The 15,618-nt window shown below is 74.7% G+C and carries 14 protein-coding genes and 1 riboswitch; of the genes, 8 read left to right on the plus strand and 6 right to left on the minus strand.

Annotation, left to right across the window (positions count from 1 at the left end; translation table 11 throughout):
• Positions 1–9 precede the first annotated feature (9 nt).
• Complete coding sequence (gene recQ, locus PSED_RS15870) at positions 10–1,830, minus strand: DNA helicase RecQ (RefSeq protein WP_013675267.1); 1,821 nt, start codon at positions 1,828–1,830, stop codon at positions 10–12.
• Between the two features lie 182 nt (positions 1,831–2,012).
• On the opposite strand from recQ, the gene fgd reads away from it, so the two are divergent.
• The 3 genes from fgd to PSED_RS15885 all read left to right on the plus strand — a co-directional run bounded on the left by fgd (position 2,013) and on the right by PSED_RS15885 (position 4,048).
• Complete coding sequence (gene fgd, locus PSED_RS15875) at positions 2,013–3,017, plus strand: glucose-6-phosphate dehydrogenase (coenzyme-F420) (RefSeq protein ID WP_013675268.1); 1,005 nt, start codon at positions 2,013–2,015, stop codon at positions 3,015–3,017.
• A gap of 193 nt (positions 3,018–3,210) precedes the next feature.
• Complete coding sequence (locus PSED_RS15880) at positions 3,211–3,708, plus strand: ATP-binding protein (protein ID WP_049803422.1); 498 nt, start codon at positions 3,211–3,213, stop codon at positions 3,706–3,708.
• Between the two features lie 88 nt (positions 3,709–3,796).
• The gene (locus PSED_RS15885) at positions 3,797–4,048 is read left to right on the plus strand and encodes a hypothetical protein (RefSeq protein WP_013675270.1); all 252 of its coding nucleotides are present in this window, start codon (positions 3,797–3,799) and stop codon (positions 4,046–4,048) included.
• 79 nt (positions 4,049–4,127) lie between these two features.
• Here the strand turns inward: PSED_RS15885 and PSED_RS15890 are convergent, their stop codons facing one another.
• The 5 genes from PSED_RS15890 to PSED_RS15910 all read right to left on the minus strand — a co-directional run bounded on the left by PSED_RS15890 (position 4,128) and on the right by PSED_RS15910 (position 9,447).
• Complete coding sequence (locus tag PSED_RS15890) at positions 4,128–4,985, minus strand: AfsR/SARP family transcriptional regulator (RefSeq protein ID WP_013675271.1); 858 nt, start codon at positions 4,983–4,985, stop codon at positions 4,128–4,130.
• Positions 4,986–5,179: 194 nt separating this feature from the next.
• Positions 5,180–6,130 (minus strand): ATP-binding protein, encoded by a 951-nt coding sequence (locus tag PSED_RS15895; protein WP_013675272.1) that lies wholly within the window; start codon positions 6,128–6,130, stop codon positions 5,180–5,182.
• Positions 6,127–7,134 carry an MEDS domain-containing protein gene (locus PSED_RS15900; RefSeq protein ID WP_013675273.1) on the minus strand — a complete coding sequence of 336 codons (1,008 nt, stop codon included), beginning with the start codon at positions 7,132–7,134 and terminating at the stop codon, positions 6,127–6,129. The genes PSED_RS15895 and PSED_RS15900 overlap by 4 nt, the downstream gene beginning before the upstream one ends.
• Before the next feature lie 223 nt (positions 7,135–7,357).
• A complete protein-coding gene (locus tag PSED_RS15905; RefSeq protein ID WP_013675274.1) occupies positions 7,358–8,932 on the minus strand; it encodes an acetolactate synthase large subunit in 1,575 nt (524 codons plus the stop codon).
• Positions 8,929–9,447, minus strand: coding sequence for an OsmC family protein (locus tag PSED_RS15910; protein WP_013675275.1), 519 nt, complete (start codon positions 9,445–9,447; stop codon positions 8,929–8,931). Before PSED_RS15910 ends, PSED_RS15905 begins: the two co-directional genes overlap by 4 nt.
• A gap of 70 nt (positions 9,448–9,517) precedes the next feature.
• Here PSED_RS15910 and clsA point away from each other — a divergent pair, with 70 nt between their 5' ends.
• The 5 genes from clsA to gcvP all read left to right on the plus strand — a co-directional run bounded on the left by clsA (position 9,518) and on the right by gcvP (position 15,613).
• Positions 9,518–10,192: a cardiolipin synthase ClsA gene (gene clsA, locus PSED_RS15915; RefSeq protein WP_013675276.1), complete on the plus strand. Its 675-nt coding sequence runs from the start codon at positions 9,518–9,520 to the stop codon at positions 10,190–10,192.
• 173 nt (positions 10,193–10,365) lie between these two features.
• Positions 10,366–10,812, plus strand: coding sequence for a glycogen accumulation regulator GarA (gene garA / locus PSED_RS15920; RefSeq protein WP_013675277.1), 447 nt, complete (start codon positions 10,366–10,368; stop codon positions 10,810–10,812).
• A 308-nt stretch (positions 10,813–11,120) separates the two neighbouring features.
• Positions 11,121–11,597 carry a bifunctional nuclease family protein gene (locus PSED_RS15925; protein ID WP_013675278.1) on the plus strand — a complete coding sequence of 159 codons (477 nt, stop codon included), beginning with the start codon at positions 11,121–11,123 and terminating at the stop codon, positions 11,595–11,597.
• 109 nt (positions 11,598–11,706) lie between these two features.
• Entirely contained in the window at positions 11,707–12,330 is a 624-nt protein-coding gene (locus PSED_RS15930) for a MerR family transcriptional regulator (RefSeq protein WP_013675279.1), read from the plus strand.
• Between the two features lie 146 nt (positions 12,331–12,476).
• A riboswitch (glycine riboswitch) is annotated at positions 12,477–12,567 on the plus strand.
• Between the two features lie 151 nt (positions 12,568–12,718).
• Positions 12,719–15,613 carry an aminomethyl-transferring glycine dehydrogenase gene (gene gcvP, locus PSED_RS15935; RefSeq protein ID WP_013675280.1) on the plus strand — a complete coding sequence of 965 codons (2,895 nt, stop codon included), beginning with the start codon at positions 12,719–12,721 and terminating at the stop codon, positions 15,611–15,613.
• The last annotated feature ends 5 nt before the right edge of the window (positions 15,614–15,618 follow it).

Consider the following 15,618-nt stretch of genomic DNA (forward strand, 5'->3'; position numbering starts at 1 on the left):
CGGACGACGCTACGCCGGACCCGCGGCGGCGAGCGTCTCGAGGATCTGCTCGCCGTAGCGGGCGAGCTTGGCCTCGCCGACGCCGTTGACCCGGCCGAGCTCGGCGAGCGTCGCGGGGGCGCCGGTGGCGATCTCGCGGAGCGTCGCGTCGTGGAAGATCACGTAGGCGGGGACGCCCTGCTCCTTCGCGGCCGCGCCGCGCCAGGCGCGCAGCCGCTCGAACAGCCCGGCCGCCTCGGCCGGCAGGGCGACCGCGGCGCTCGCGGACCTGCTGCGCGAGGCCCGCGCCGCGCGTTCGGGATCGCGGCGCAGTGCGACCGTGCGCTCGCCGCGCAGCACCTCGCCGCTGGTCTCGGTGAGCGCGAGCGTCTGGTACGCGCCGCCGACCGCGAGCAGCTCGCGGGCCAGCAGCTGCCGGATCACCGCGCGCCACTCGCTGTCGCGCAGGTCGGACCCGACCCCGAAGACCGACAGCTCGTCGTGGCGGTGCTGGCTGATCTTCGGGCTCTGCTTGCCGAGCAGGATGTCGACGACGTGCCCGGCGCCGAAGCTCTGGTTGCGCTCCTTCTTCAGCCGCCACACCGTCGAGAGCACCTTCTGCGCGGCGACGGTGCCGTCCCACGTCTGCGGTGGGGTCAGGCAGGTGTCGCAGTTGCCGCAGGGCTCGCCGGCCTGGCCGAAGTAGGCGAGCAGGTTCACCCGCCGGCACTCGACCGTCTCGCACAGGGCGAGCATCGCGTCGAGGTGCTGGGTGAGCCGGCGGCGGTGCGCCAGGTCGCCCTCGGACTCGTCGATCATCTTGCGCTGCTGCACGACGTCGCCCAGCCCGTAGGCCAGCCACGCCGTCGACGGCAGCCCGTCGCGGCCCGCGCGGCCGGTCTCCTGGTAGTAGCCCTCGACGGACTTGGGGAGGTCGAGGTGGGCGACGAACCGCACGTCGGGCTTGTCGATGCCCATGCCGAACGCGATCGTCGCGACCATGACGACGCCGTCCTCGCGCAGGAACCGCGCCTGGTTGGCCGCGCGGACCGGCGCCTCCAGCCCCGCGTGGTAGGGCAGCGCCGTGATCCCCTGCGCGGTGAGGAACTCCGCGACCTGCTCGACCTTGCGCCGCGACAGGCAGTAGACGATGCCGGCGTCGCCCGCGTGCTCGGCGCGCAGCAGCTCCAGCAGCTGGCGGCGTTCCTCGGCCTTGGGCACGATCCGGTACTGGATGTTGGGCCGGTCGAAGCTCGCGACGAAGTGCCTGGCGTCGGTGAGGTCGAGCCGTTCGGCGATCTCGGTGTGCGTCGCGCGGGTCGCGGTGGCGGTGAGGGCGATGCGCGGCACGTCGGGCCAGCGCCGGTGCAGCTCGGACAGCGCGAGGTAGTCGGGCCGGAAGTCGTGGCCCCACTGGGAGACGCAGTGCGCCTCGTCGATCGCGAACAGCGCGATGCGCCCTCGGTCGAGCAGGTCGGCCGTCGAGGCCACCCGCAGCCGCTCCGGCGCCAGGTAGAGCAGGTCGAGCTCGCCGTCGAGGAACGCCCGCTCGGTGTCGCGGCGCTCCTGCGGGCCCTGCGTGGAGTTCAGGAACCCGGCCCGCACGCCGAGCGCCCGCAGCGCGTCGACCTGGTCCTGCATGAGAGCGATCAACGGCGAGATCACCACACCCGTGCCGTCGCGTACCAGCGCGGGGATCTGATAGCACAGCGACTTGCCGCCGCCGGTGGGCATGAGCACGAGCGCGTCGCCGCCGCCGCTGACGTGCTCGACGATCTCGCGCTGGTCCCCGCGGAAGTCCTCGTAACCGAAGACCTGATGGAGCACCTGCGCGGGATCCCGGGGAGCCATGTGCGCGATCCTAGGAGCAGGCGGGAACCGCGCCGTGCCGGCTCGGCACGGCCCGTCGCGGCTGCGACCGGCACCCGGTGGTGTCGTTCCGCTCACCGAACCCTGCGCCCGGAGCCGGTGCGCGGTGTATCAACGACAACGCACCCCCGCGACGGTGGTGGACGGACGGAGAGGACGGGTACGTGGCCCTGAGGATCGGCTACAAGGCGTCGGCGGAGCAGTTCGGACCGCGGGATCTCGTCGAGTACGCGGTGCGCGCCGAGGAGGTCGGCCTGGACAGCGTCTGGACCTCCGACCACTTCCTGCCGTGGCGCGACACGGGCGGGCACGCGCCGTTCGCGCTCACCTGGATGGCGGCGGTGGGGGAGCGGACGAGCCGGGTGCAGATCGGCACCAGCGTGCTGACCCCCACGTTCCGCTACAACCCGGCCGTCATCGCGCAGGCGTTCGCGTCCATGGCGTTGATGTTCGACGGGCGGGTCGCGCTCGGCGTCGGCACCGGCGAGGCGCTCAACGAGATCGCCGTGTCCGGCCGGGAGTGGCCGGAGTTCAAGGAACGGTTCGCCCGGCTGCGGGAGGCGGTCCGGCTCATCCGTGCGCTGTGGACCGAGGACTCGGTGTCGGTCGACGGCGACTACTACACCCTCGTCGACGCGAAGATCTACGACCGGCCCAAGGAGCCGGTGCCGGTCTACATCGCGGCGGGCGGGCCGGTCGTCGCGAAGTACGCGGGTCGCTCCGGCGACGGCTTCATCTGCACCTCGGGCAAGGGGATGGACCTCTACACCGAGAAGCTGATCCCGGCGGTGCAGGAGGGCGCGGCGGCCGCGGAGCGCGACGCCGCCGGTATCGACCGCATGATCGAGATCAAGCTGTCCTACGACCGCGACGCCGACCAGGCGCTCGAGAACTGCCGGTTCTGGGCGCCGCTGTCGCTGACGGCCGAGCAGAAGCACTCGGTCGACTCGGCTGCGGAGATGGAGCGGCTGGCCGACGAGCTGCCGATCGAGCAGGTCGCGAAGCGCTGGATCGTCGCCTCGACCCCCGACGAGGCGCTCGCGCAGATCACACCCTACGTCGACGCCGGGCTGACGCATCTGGTGTTCCACGGCCCGGGACACGACCAGGAGCGGTTCCTGTCACAGTTCGCCGAGGACGTGCTGCCGCGGCTGCGTGAGCTGGGCTGACGCGCGCGGCGCGCGTCCGACGCGGGACGACACCCCGGGCGCGGGTTCCCCCGCCCGGGGGCCGCACGTTTGACGGTGTCACATCCCGGCCACCCCTGACGAAGTACATCGCGTGAACCGGGCTGCGGCTGCATCGGTCGAACGCGGATCCGTGCCGGAGGGGCCTGCGGCCCTGGAGGGGATGCGAGGGCCGGTGGGGGACACGACGGGTGGGCGTCGCGGCAGCGGCGGCGTCGACGTCGCGCACGGAGCGGACGTGCCACCCGCGGCCGAGCTCGTCCTCACCATCCCGGCCGATGCGGCGCGGCTGTCGGGGCTGCGCCGTGCCGTGGTCGACTGGGCCGGTGGGCTCGGCGCCGACGAGGCCACCGTCGGCGACCTCCAGCTCGCCGTCGGCGAGGCCGCCGCCAACGGGGTCGAGCACGCCTACCGGGAGACGGAGCCGGCCGGGCGGGGCGGGACGGTCGTCGAGGTGGCGCTGTGCCTGCTGGCCGGCGGCCGCGCCTACGACGGCCGGGTCATCGCGGTACGGGTCCGTGACCGGGGCCGCTGGCGCCGGCCGCCGGCCGACCCCGGCCGCCGTGGCCGCGGGCTGGCGATGATCCGCGCGGTGGCGGCCGGCGTCGTCGTGCGTCCCGGCAGGTCGGGCACAGAGGTCGCGTTCGAGGTGCCGTTCGTCGGCGTCGGGTGAACCGGACACAGTGCCCGTTGGGCGATCCGGGTGACGGCGTCGCGCGTCCGGTGTTCGTGTCCGCCGACGTGGGGTAGACCCGGGGGCGATGCACGCGACCCCTCCTGACCCCGACGCCCCGACGCCCGACGACGAGCGGGCCGCCCGGCTGCGCAGGGTCGCGCGGCTGCGCACGATGCGCACGTGCACGCCGCTGGTGCTGCTCGTGGTGCTCGTCGTCGGCGCGGGTCTGGTGTTCTTCCTGAACTACCCGTTCTTCGGGGTGGTGCTCGTCGTCCTCGCGGTGTTCGCGGCCGTCGATCTCACGTGGTCGTTGCGCCGCAACGCCGGTCCCCGCTGACGTCGGCCCGGACACGCAACACGCCCCCGCGGCGGACCGTGGGGGCGTGCTCGGGAGTGTGGCGGTGGCGGGCCGCGGGTCAGCGGCCGGAGCCGGGCACCGACCCGCCCGCGACGAGGCGCCGACCGGCCGGCGGCCGGCCCGCGCGCAGGCCGGGCAGGACGACGGCGGAGCGCGGGACGGGACGACGGAACGCGCGCAGCACCGGCCACGCCGGCGACGGCGGGAACAGCACGTCGAGACCGGACCCGACGGGCCCGCCGACGCTGGAGCGCAGCAGCTCCTGGTAGTCGTCGTACTCGGCGACGGCCGCGGCCAGGTCGCCCTGGGCGAGGTGCGCCTCGATGAGGGCGCGGCGGGCGTTCTCCCGGCTGGGCGCGGCGGTGACGGCGACCCGGGCGATCTCGACGGCCTCCTCGTGGCGGCCGGCAGCGCTGAACCGGATGCTGAGGTCCTCGAGTGCGTTGAGCCGCAGCTGGCGGAAGCGCTCGCGCTCGACGGCGATCCACGGCGCCGTCCAGGACGGCAGGATGTCGGCGCGCAGCGCGTCGGTCTCGGTGACCTCGGTCGGCGGCAGCTCGGGCAGCGTCCGCACGAGCGCCATGGCCTCGTCGAGGTCGACCGCGACCCCCGCACCGAGCGCGACGGTCGGCTCGCCGGCGGACCCGCCGGTGACGAGGAGCCCGGGTACCGCGACGTCGTCGAGCGCCTCGGCGAGCAGCCGGGCGGCGGAGTCCGGGCGCACCCCGGGCCAGAGGTCGGCCGCCAGGGTGCGCAGCGGCTGGGGACGGCGGTGCACCGCCAGATACGCGACCACCCGACGGGCATCGACGCTCAACGCCTCGGCCACCCCGTCCCGGGTCAGGGTGAACGCACCCAGCACCGTGACACGAAGTCCGGGTGCGTGCATGCGGGATCGGCGCTGATCGTCAGACATGGTCTGTCCCCGTGAGAATGTCTCGAGTGTTGTCAAACCCCTGGCAGGTCCTGAGAGCACGTCTCGGGCACCCGGCGGGCGCGACCGAGTCTTCTCCGGCGTCGCGGACTTGCCAAGGGGCTTCGGCTTGTCGTTTCGTCACAGTTTCACGCCCAGGTGAGGGGGCGTGTCGCGCGACGCATAACGATGTTAGCTCACGGCGCCGCGTGCATCCGGACGTGGGTGCCCGAACGATCCGCCCAGACGTGCAGAACGTCGCAGAGCTGGCGCGCGATCCACACACCGCGGCCCCGCGGATCGGCCGGGTGCGGGGCGCGCAGGCCCGGGAGCGGCTCGCTCAGCGTGTCGCCGGTGTCGTGCACCTCGGCCACCAGCCCGTCGCCCGCGATCCACAGCGCGATCCGGGCCTCGCCGGATCCGTGCTCGACGGCGTTCGTCGCGATCTCGTTGACCGCGAGCACCACGTCCTCGCAGCGCGCGGTGTCGAAGGCCGTCGCCGTCGCCAGGTCGGTCACCGCGGCGCGGACCTCGTGCAGCTGCCAGGCGGTGAAGACGATGTCGAGGTCCGGTGCGCCGAGCAGGATCGGCGGGGCGGCGGGCATCCCGGCCAGCACGTCGCGCGGGGCGCGGTGCCCGTCGTTGAGCCGCAGCCGGCCCTGCTCGAAGACCAGCGGATGGTTCGCGAGGGCGCCGTAGAGGATCTCCGAGTGCAGCGGCAGCTCGGGATAGAAGCAGTAGAGGCTGACCGGCAGGTCGGTGAGCGCGACGTTCACCGCGGCGTCGAACTCGGTCCAGTACCGGCCGTCGATCCCGTCGAGGTCGCTGTCGTGCTCGGACACCGCGGTCACGGCCCCGGCCTCCGACGTCAGCGCCCGCAGCGTCCGGGCCAGCCGCGCGGCGGTGGTCTGCCCGGAGCCCCGGCTGCGGACGGCCGGACCCAGCGTGACCACGCGCGCCGAGCCCGCAGCCGCCCGCAGGGCCGCCTCGGTGCCCGGGCCCACGGCCAGCGCGATCGTCTCGCCGCGTCGGGCGGCATCGGACACGACGGGTGCGGTCTGGTCGACGAGGTCGTCCGCGCCGCTGTGCACACCGCACGCGTGCCGTAGCCGGACCGGCGACGCGGTCCGGGTGGTCTCGACCCTCACCGGGCCTCCCGCAGCGCGGGTCCGTCGTCGGGCAGGGTCTCGTCGGGCAGGGTCTCGTCGGCGTCGACGCCCGCGGTGCCGCCGCCGCGGTGCCGGCCGCCCGCCGGGCGGATCGCGCCGGGCACCCCCGACCGCCCGGGCGCCTCCCGCACCGTCAGCTGCGCCGCGAACGGTGCGCCGCAACGGTCCAGCACGCGCACGACGCCGGGCCGCACGTTGGTGAGCACCAGCCGGTGGGTGTCGGGGAAGCCCTCGGCGGCGTGCACGAGGCTGACCGCGGACGCGACGTCGATGAACCGCAGCGAGGCCAGGTTCAGCTCGATCTCGGTGGGCGCCGAGTGCGACCGCAGTGCGTCGTCCAGGGTGGACTCGAGCAGGCGCGCGATCGCGGGCCGGTTGCTGTGGTCGACCTCGCCCGCGAGCCGCGCCGAGGTGAGGCCGGTGCGGACGACGCGCAGCAGGCCGTCGTCGTAGGCGGTCGGCACGCTGAGCTCCTTCCGGTGGACGTCGCGCATCCGCTCGATCTGCTCGTCGGAGTAGCGACGCCGGTCGTAGAGGCACAGCGCGGTGATGCCGCGGTCGCGGACCAGGCCGTCGAGCCCGCTGTCGTACTCGACGAAGGTCGTCGGCCACTGCCGGTCGACGCCGTAGCTCATCTGGCCGGTCATCCGGAAGCCCGCCCAGCCCGCGGCCGCGGACTCGTCGATGCGCGCGAGCATCATCTCGCGCGCCTCCGGCAGCGGGGTGTGGAAGATCGCCCGGGTGGTCTCGGCGGGCACGATCGCGAGCTGCCCGGTACCCAGCGGGCCCTCGACGGCGACGTGGTCGTCGGCGAGGCGCCCGAGCACGCCCTCGGCGGTGCCGTCGTCGAAGTAGAGGACCTGCTCGTTGCGGTCCAGCCCGTCGGCGACGAAGTCGGCCGAGACCTCCCAGAGCTGCTCCTCGCTGAGGGGGACCGCGCACACGTGATCGCCGGGCGACACGTCGTGCGTCGATCTCGTCATCTGCACCCAACCGGAGGCTCTGCGTGACCTTTCGCTCCCACTGTATGGCGGGTGACCTGCCGCTCAGTGCCGTCGAACGGCCCACCACGCGCCGAAGCGCCACGTCCGGGCGATGAGCGGACCGTAGCCGCTCCGACCGACCGTGACAGCCCGGGCGGGGCCCCGACCGGCTGCGGCGGCGGGCCCGGCGCCCGCCGCGCCCCACGAGCGGGCGGGTCCGCGGTCAGCGTGCGACCGGCGGCACCAGCGCCTCGACCAGGTGCGGGCCCGGTTCGGCCGCGGCGGCGCGCAGCGCGTCGGCGAGCTCCTCGGCGGTCCGGGCCCGGCGGGCCGGCACCCCCATGCCCCGGGCGAGGGAGACGAAGTCGAGCGTCGGGTCGTCGAGGTCGAGCAGCCTGCGGGCCGCGGCACCCGCGCCGGCGCCGCCGAGCTGGGCGCCCACCTGCGCGAGCTCGGCGCGCAGGACCGCGTAGGCCGCGTTGTTGTAGACGACGGTCGTCACGTCGAGGCCCTCGCGCGCGTGCGTCCACAGCGCGGAGATCGTGTACATCGCGGCACCGTCGGCGGCCAGGCACCAGACCGGACGGTCCGGGCAGGCCACGGCGGCACCGGCGGCGGCCGGGGTCCCGAACCCGATCGCGGCGCCGGGCAGGGTCAGCCAGTCGTGCCGCGGGCCGCCCGCGGTCGCCGGCCCGAGGCCCACGCCGGAGGTGTTCGCCTCGTCGACGACGATCGCGCCCTCGGGCAGCAGCGCCCCGATGACGGCGGTGGCGGCGGCCGCGGTCAGGTCCCCGGTGGGCAGGTCGGGGCGGCGGCCCGGCTCGACCGGGGCCTCGGCGTCCGGGGCGACGAGATCGGCCAGCGCCGCCAGCGCCGTGGCCGCGGGCCCGTCCTTGCCGGCGACGGTGACGACGGAGCAGCCCTCCGGCACGAGGTCGCCGGACCGGCCCGGGTAGCCGAAGAAGGTCACCGGGCTGCGGGCCCCGGCGAGGACGAGGTGACGGGCGCCGCCGAGCTGGCGGCGGGCCACGTCGCCGACGTAGGACAGCCGGGGCACCGCGGGGATGCCGCCGCCGCGCTCGGCCCGCGGCGGGAACGTCTCGGCGAGCAGCGTGGCCCCGGTCGCGGCGGCGATCCGGGCCGCCGCGCGGGCGCCCTCGGCCAGGCCCGCGTCCCCGCCGATCAGCAGCACGCACGGCTCGCCGCCGGTGAGTGCCTTCGCGGCCGCCTCCAGCGCGTCGGCGTCGAGCGCGCCCCGCCCGGCCGCGGCCGGCGTCGCGACCGCGGCGGGTGCGCCGCCCTCGTCCCAGGACGCGTCGGCGGGCAGGATGAGCGTCGCGACCCCGCTCGGCGGGCCGAGCGCGGCGGCCACCGCCGCGGCCGTGTCGGCGCCGACGTCGGCGGCGGTGGCGCTGCGCCGCACCCACCGCGAGACCGTGCCCGCGACCGCGTCGATGTCGGAGTCCAGCGGTGCGTCGTAGGCCTTGTGCGCGGTCGAGTGATCGCCCACCACGGTGAGGACGGGCGTGCCCGCGCGGCGCGCGTTGTGCAGGTTGGCCAGCCCGTTGCCCAGCCCGGGCCCCAGGTGCAGCAGCACCGACGCGGGCCGGCCGGTCATCCGCCCGTAGCCGTCGGCGGCCCCGGTGGCCACACCCTCGAACAGCGTCAGCACCGGGCGCATGGCGGGGACGTCGTCCAGTGCGGCGACGAAGTGCATCTCCGACGTGCCGGGGTTGGCGAAGCAGACGTCGACACCGCCGTCGACGAGCGTGTGCAGCAGCGCCTGCGCGCCCCTCACCGGCCGCCCCCGGAGGTGGTCACCTCGACCGCCGTGGCGGGGGAGGACCGCAGCGTCTGCAGGACGACGCAGTACCGCTCGGTCAGCTTCACCAGCGTGGCGACCTGGTCGTCGTCGGCGTCGGTGACCAGGTCGAAGCGCAGCCGGACGTCGCGGAACCCGACGGGGGCCTCCTTGTCGACGCCGAGCGTCCCGCGGAAGTCGAGGTCGCCCTCGGCGTGCACGGTGCCGGTCGCCTCGATCCCCAGCGACGTCGCGACGGCGCGCAACGTCACCCCGGCGCACGCGACGAGCGCCTCGAGCAGCATGTCGCCCGAGCACAGCTGGGTGCCGTCGCCGCCGGTCGCCGGGTGCAGGCCGGCCTCCGCGAGCGCGGTCGCGGTGCGCACCCTGCAGGCGACACCGGAGCCGTCGAGCTCACCGTCGGCGCGCAGCGTCACCAGTGCGGCGCCGGGGTCGTCGCGGTAGCGCTGCTTGAGCGGGGCCTGCGTCTGCCGGAGCGTCGTCGCGTCCATGGGCCCATCGTGCCGCGCCGGCGGGACCGTCCGCAGCACCGGCCGCGACCGTGCGACGTAGGCTCCCCGCGTGTCCGACGCGTCGTCGGTGCCCTCCTCCGCGGACCGGGTGCTCACCGTCCCCAATGCACTGAGCGTGCTGCGCCTGCTCGGCGTCCCGTTGTTCCTCTACCTGCTGCTCGGGCCGCACGCCGACGGCTGGGCGATCCTCGTGCTCGCCGTCGGCGGGGTCACCGACTGGCTCGACGGCAAGCTCGCCCGGCTGCTGGACCAGTACTCGCGGCTGGGCGCCGTGCTCGACCCGGCCGTCGACCGGCTCTACATCCTGGCCGCGCTGCTGGCGCTGGGTTTCCGCGACGTCGTCCCATGGTGGGCCGTCATCCTGCTGGTGGCCCGTGACGTCGTGCTCGGTCTGTGCCTGCCCGTGCTGCGCCGCCGCGGGTACGGCCCGTTCGTGGTGACCTACCTCGGCAAGGCCGCGACGTTCCAGCTCCTCTACGCGTTCCCGCTGCTGCTGCTCGGCCAGGGCCACAACTGGTTCGCCGACCTCGCGCGACCGTTCGGCTACGCCTTCGCGGGCTGGGGCGTGGCGCTGTACCTGTGGTCGGGACTGCTCTACCTGGCCCAGTTCGTGAAGGCCCTGCGTACGCCCGTCCCGACGCCGACGCCGACGCCGACGACCGGCCCCGGGGCCGGTCCGGCACCGTCCGGAACCCGGGCACGGCCGGGTCCGCACGAGGTCTAGGCTCCGTCGCGAACCGACCCCCGGACACGACGACGTGCCCGGCGGGGCGACCCGGGCGGGCGACACCGGTCGGCCCCGATCGGGCCCGGCCGACGTCGGTCCGGCAGGGTAGGTTTCCCGCGACGCGGGCCGTTGCGGCCCGCGCCCAGCACATCGCAGGAGGAGAGCCCGAGGTGACCACGAACGACGGCCCCGGCGTCCCGCCGGAGCGCGCACCGGAGACGACCTCGGTCTTCCGGGCCGACTTCCTCGCCGACGTCGAGCAGCCGGCGCAGGACCAGCCGGTCTCCGGCCTCGACGCGCTGCCCCCCGGGTCGGCGTTGCTCGTGGTCAAGCGCGGGCCCAACGCCGGGTCGCGGTTCCTGCTCGACCGGCCGACGACGAGCGCCGGCCGGCACCCCGACAGCGACATCTTCCTCGACGACGTGACGGTCTCCCGGCGGCACGCGGAGTTCCGCCGCGACGGCGACTTCGTCGTCGTCGACGTCGGCAGCCTCAACGGCACCTACGTCAACCGCGAGCCGGTCGACACCGCGGTCCTCGCCAACGGCGACGAGGTGCAGATCGGCAAGTTCCGGCTGATCTTCCTCACCGGCGCCCGCGAGCCCGGCGGTCAGTGACGCCGCGTCCGCTCCGACACCACGGCCGGCCCGATCCGGTGTGACACGCCCGGCGTCGTCACGCACCGCGACGGGCCGGCCGTGGTGCGTCCGGGCCCCGGCGGCCAGGTCGCGCCGGGTCGGCGAGGGTTGCCGAACACACCGATCCTGTGGCGAACTGCCCGTCCGGAGGCGCGCGTCGGGCAGGCGGCCCGTGTAGCGTCATCACCGTCAGACGCCGCACGGTTCGCGGACGCGGTCGGGTCCCGGCCCGGCTGGTCCGGGAACGCGGACGGAGCGCGGACGCACGATGGGTGAGGAGGCGACGTATGAGCGAGATGCGCGTCGTGGGAGTCAGGGTCGAACTGCCCGCCAACCAGCCCATCCTCTTGTTGCGGGAGACGAGCGGCGACCGGTACCTGCCGATCTGGATCGGGTCGGTCGAGGCGACGGCGATCGCACTGGAGCAGCAGGGCGTCAAGCCGGCCCGCCCGCTGACCCACGACCTGTTGAAGGACGTGATCGGCGCCCTCGGCAGACGACTCGAGCAGGTGCGGATCACCGACCTGCAGGAGGGCACCTTCTACGCAGAGCTGATCTTCGACGGCGGCGTGAAGGTGTCGGCGCGGCCGAGCGACTCCGTGGCGCTGGCGCTGCGGATCGGGGTGCCGATCCACGCCGACGAGAGCGTGCTCGCCGAGGCGGGGCTCGTCATCCCCGACGAGCAGGAGGACGAGGTCGAGAAGTTCCGCGAGTTCCTCGACTCGGTCTCGCCGGAGGACTTCCGCGGCGCCCAGCCGGGCTGACGCGGCGGCGCCCGCCGGCCGACACGCCCGTGATCGGGTGACGCCACCGGCGCGGCGCGTTGACCGACTGCTCACATTTGCTTACGGTCGGCATCGTTCGGTTGGGTGGATGAACGGGATTCGCGGTCGTCGCGACCCGACGGGAAGGAGTGCCGTGGACGCGTCGCCGCCCGACGCGCCCGAACAGGGCGAGCTCTTCCCTGACCCCCTCGTGGGCGAAGGTCTCGACGGCATGCCCGACCAGCTGGTCGGGTTCCGCGGGCCGACCGCGTGCCAGGTCGTCGGCATCACCTACCGCCAGCTGGACTACTGGGCCCGCACCGGCCTCGTCGTCCCGTCGATCCGCGGGGCCGCCGGCTCCGGGAGCCAGCGGCTGTACTCCTTCAAGGACGTGCTGGTCCTCAAGGTCGTCAAGCGCCTGCTCGACGCCGGGGTGTCCCTGCAGAACATCCGCGTCGCGGTCGAGCACCTGCGGCGCCGCGGGATAAGAGATCTGGCCGGCATCACGCTGTTCAGCGACGGCACGACCGTCTACGAGTGCGCCTCGCCCGAGGAGGTCGTCGACCTGCTGCAGGGTGGGCAGGGCGTCTTCGGCATCGCGGTCTCCGGCGCGATGCGCGAGATCAGCGGCTCGATCAAGGACTTCCCCGTGGAGCGGGCCGACGGTGGCACCGTCGACGACGCCCCCGAGGACGAGCTGTCGCGCCGCCGGGCGCGCCGCGCGATCAGCTAGAAACGCCGACAGCGGACCGCGAGTGGCGATGGTCGCCACTCACGACGAGCGCCGCTCACGACCCGACCGGTGGGGCGCGACCGTGTCGAACAGTTCCGGAGCCCCTCCCGGGCCCCGCTGGGGGCTAGGATGGCGCGCGTAGTCGCCGATCCCGCGCGGGAGAGCCCGGAACGTGCCGGGCGCCGAAGGAGCAACTCCTCCCCGGAACCTCTCAGGCACCAGGACCGCGTGGGCGAGACGCCTCTGGAAAGCGACGCCGGGTCACCGTCGTCCGCCGACGGGGAAAGCCCGCGCTCGCGCGGGTGAATCTCTCAGGCGCTCCGGTCACGGAGCGGGGACAGAGGGGGAGGGCAGTACGCCCGCGCCCGCCGCCCGAGAGGTCGACCCCATGAGCCCGACCCCCACCAGCGCCACGACCGCCCCGCGCGAGTCCCTCGTCTCCCTGGAACGCGGCGTCGCGTTCGTCGAGCGGCACGTCGGGCCGCGGGAGGACGAACTGGCGACGATGCTCGCCGCGATCGGCCTCGACTCCCTCGACGCCCTCGCCGACGCCACGGTCCCGGCGTCGATCCGCGACCGCGCCGGTGAGGCGACCGGCCTGCCGGCCCCGGCGTCGGAACAGGAGATGCTCGCCGAGCTGCGCGCGCTCGCGGAGCGCAACACCCTCACCGTCCCGATGATCGGGCTCGGCTACTCGGGGACGGTCACCCCGCCGGTGATCCGCCGCCACGTGCTGGAGAACCCCGCCTGGTACACCGCCTACACCCCGTACCAGCCCGAGATCAGCCAGGGCCGGCTCGAGGCGCTGCTGACGTTCCAGACCGCCGTCGCCGACCTGACCGGGCTGCCCGTCGCGGGCGCGTCGCTGCTCGACGAGGCCACCGCCGCCGCCGAGGCGATGACGCTGCTGCGCCGCGCGGGGAAGGCGGGGACGTCACGGAGCCCACGGTTCGTCGTCGACGCCGACACCCTGCCGCGGACGCTGGAGGTCCTCGCCACCCGCGCCGCACCGCTGGGCATCGAGCTCGTCGTGGCCGACCTCGCCGCCGGGCTGCCCGACGGCGAGCTGTTCGGGGTGCTGCTGAGCTACCCGGGCGCCTCGGGCGCCGTCAGCGACCCGACCGCGCTGATCGAGGCTGCGCACGAGCGCGGCGCGCTCGTCGCCGTCGCGGCCGACCTGCTGGCGCTGACGCTGCTGCGCCCGCCCGGTGAGCTGGGCGCCGACGCCGTGCTGGGCACCACGCAGCGCTTCGGCGTGCCGCTCGGCTTCGGTGGCCCGCACGCCGCGTACCTGTCGGTGCGCCAGGAGTTCTCCCGCCAGCTGCCGGGCCGGCTCGTCGGCATGTCCCGCGACGCCGACGGGCATCCCGCCCTGCGGCTGGCCCTGCAGACCCGCGAGCAGCACATCCGCCGGGAGAAGGCGACCAGCAACATCTGCACCGCGCAGGTGCTGCTTGCCGTCGTCGCCGCCTGCTACGCCGTCCACCACGGTCCGGACGGCCTGCGGCGCATCGCGACCCGCGCGCACCGGATGGCCGCCGTGCTGGCCGCCGGGTTGCGCGCCGGAGGCGTCGAGGTCGTGCACGACGCCTTCTTCGACACGGTGCAGGCGCGCGTCCCGGGCCGGGCGGGGCACGTCGTCGACGCCGCCCACGACGCGGGGATCCTGCTGCGCAGGGTCGACGACGACGTGGTGGGGATCGCCTGCTCCGAGCTCACGACCGTCGCCCACGTCGAGGCGGTGTGGGCCGCGTTCGGGGTGGCCGTCGAGGACGTGGCGGCGCTCGACGCGGCGACGGCCGACGCGCTGCCCGGCGGGCTCGTCCGGGAGTCGGAGTACCTGACCCACGAGGTGTTCCACGCGCACCGGTCGGAGACCTCCCTGATGCGTTGGCTGCGCCGGCTCGCCGACGCCGACCTCGCGCTCGACCGCACGATGATCCCCCTGGGCTCGTGCACGATGAAGCTCAACGCGACCGCGGAGATGGAGCCCATCACCTGGCCGGAGTTCGCCGACCTGCACCCGCACGCCCCGGCCGCCGACGCCGCGGGCACGTTGGAGCTGGTCGCGCAGCTGGAGCGCTGGCTCGCCGAGCTGACCGGGTACGCGGCGGTGTCGTTGCAGCCCAACGCCGGCAGTCAGGGGGAGTTCGCCGGGCTGCTCGCGATCGCGGCCTACCACCGCGACCGCGGCGAGGCCCATCGCGACGTCTGCCTGATCCCCGCGAGCGCGCACGGCACCAACGCCGCGTCGGCCGTCATGGCGGGGATGCGCGTCGTCGTCGTGGCCACCGGCCCGGGCGGTGACGTCGACCTCGACGACCTGCGCGCCAAGATCGCGGCGCACCGTGAGAACCTCGCCGCGCTGATGATCACCTACCCGTCGACGCACGGCGTGTACGAGGCCGCGGTCCGCGAGGTGTGCGATGCGGTGCACGAGGCGGGCGGGCAGGTCTACGTCGACGGCGCCAACCTCAACGCCCTCGTCGGGCTGGCCCGGCCGGGTGCGTTCGGGGGCGACGTCAGCCACCTCAACCTGCACAAGACGTTCTGCATCCCGCACGGCGGCGGCGGACCGGGGGTCGGGCCGGTCGCGGTGGCCGAGCACCTCGCCCCGTACCTGCCGGGGCGCGGCAAGGTCGGTGCGGTCTCGGCCGCGGAGTACGGCAGCCCGGGCGTGCTGCCGATCTCGTGGGCCTACATCCGGATGATGGGCGTCGACGGGTTACGCCGGGCGACCCTGACGGCCGTGGCGGCGGCCAACTACGTCGCGGCCCGGCTGCGCGAGCACTACCCCGTCCTGTACTCCGGAGCCGACGGGCGCGTCGCCCACGAGTGCATCCTCGACCTGCGCGCCATCACGAAGTCGACCGGCGTCACCGTCGACGACGTCGCCAAGCGGCTCGCCGACTACGGGCTGCACGCGCCGACGATGTCGTTCCCCGTCGCGGGCACGCTCATGGTCGAGCCGACCGAGAGCGAGGACCTCGCCGAGATCGACCGGTTCGTCGACGCGATGATCGGCATCCGCGGCGAGATCGACCGCGTCGCATCGGGGGAGTGGCCGGTGGAGGACAACCCGCTGCGCGGCGCCCCGCACACCGCCGCGTGCCTGACCGACAAGTGGGACCACCCGTACCCGCGCCAGCTCGCGGCGTACCCGACGGGGGCGACGCCCGGCGTGCACGACCGCAAGGTGTGGCCGCCGGTGCGGCGCATCGACGGCGCGCACGGCGACCGCAACCTCGTCTGCTCCTGCCAGCCGGTCTCGGCGTACGCGTGAGGTCG

This window comes from Pseudonocardia benzenivorans CB1190 (assembly GCF_000196675.2).
Taxonomy (GTDB): domain Bacteria; phylum Actinomycetota; class Actinomycetes; order Mycobacteriales; family Pseudonocardiaceae; genus Pseudonocardia; species Pseudonocardia benzenivorans.

What these genes read in the sequence shown, in the direction of transcription:
- recQ (WP_013675267.1), bottom strand. Translation starts at nt 1,830, where the DNA reads ATGGCTCCCCGGGATCCCGCGCAGGTGCTCCATCAGGTCTTCGGTTAC.
- PSED_RS15910 (WP_013675275.1), bottom strand. Translation starts at nt 9,447, where the DNA reads ATGGACGCGACGACGCTCCGGCAGACGCAGGCCCCGCTCAAGCAGCGC.
- PSED_RS15890 (WP_013675271.1), bottom strand. Translation starts at nt 4,985, where the DNA reads ATGTCTGACGATCAGCGCCGATCCCGCATGCACGCACCCGGACTTCGT.
- PSED_RS15930 (WP_013675279.1), top strand. Translation starts at nt 11,707, where the DNA reads ATGAACGGGATTCGCGGTCGTCGCGACCCGACGGGAAGGAGTGCCGTG.
- PSED_RS15900 (WP_013675273.1), bottom strand. Translation starts at nt 7,134, where the DNA reads ATGACGAGATCGACGCACGACGTGTCGCCCGGCGATCACGTGTGCGCG.
- PSED_RS15925 (WP_013675278.1), top strand. Translation starts at nt 11,121, where the DNA reads ATGAGCGAGATGCGCGTCGTGGGAGTCAGGGTCGAACTGCCCGCCAAC.
- PSED_RS15885 (WP_013675270.1), top strand. Translation starts at nt 3,797, where the DNA reads ATGCACGCGACCCCTCCTGACCCCGACGCCCCGACGCCCGACGACGAG.
- gcvP (WP_013675280.1), top strand. Translation starts at nt 12,719, where the DNA reads ATGAGCCCGACCCCCACCAGCGCCACGACCGCCCCGCGCGAGTCCCTC.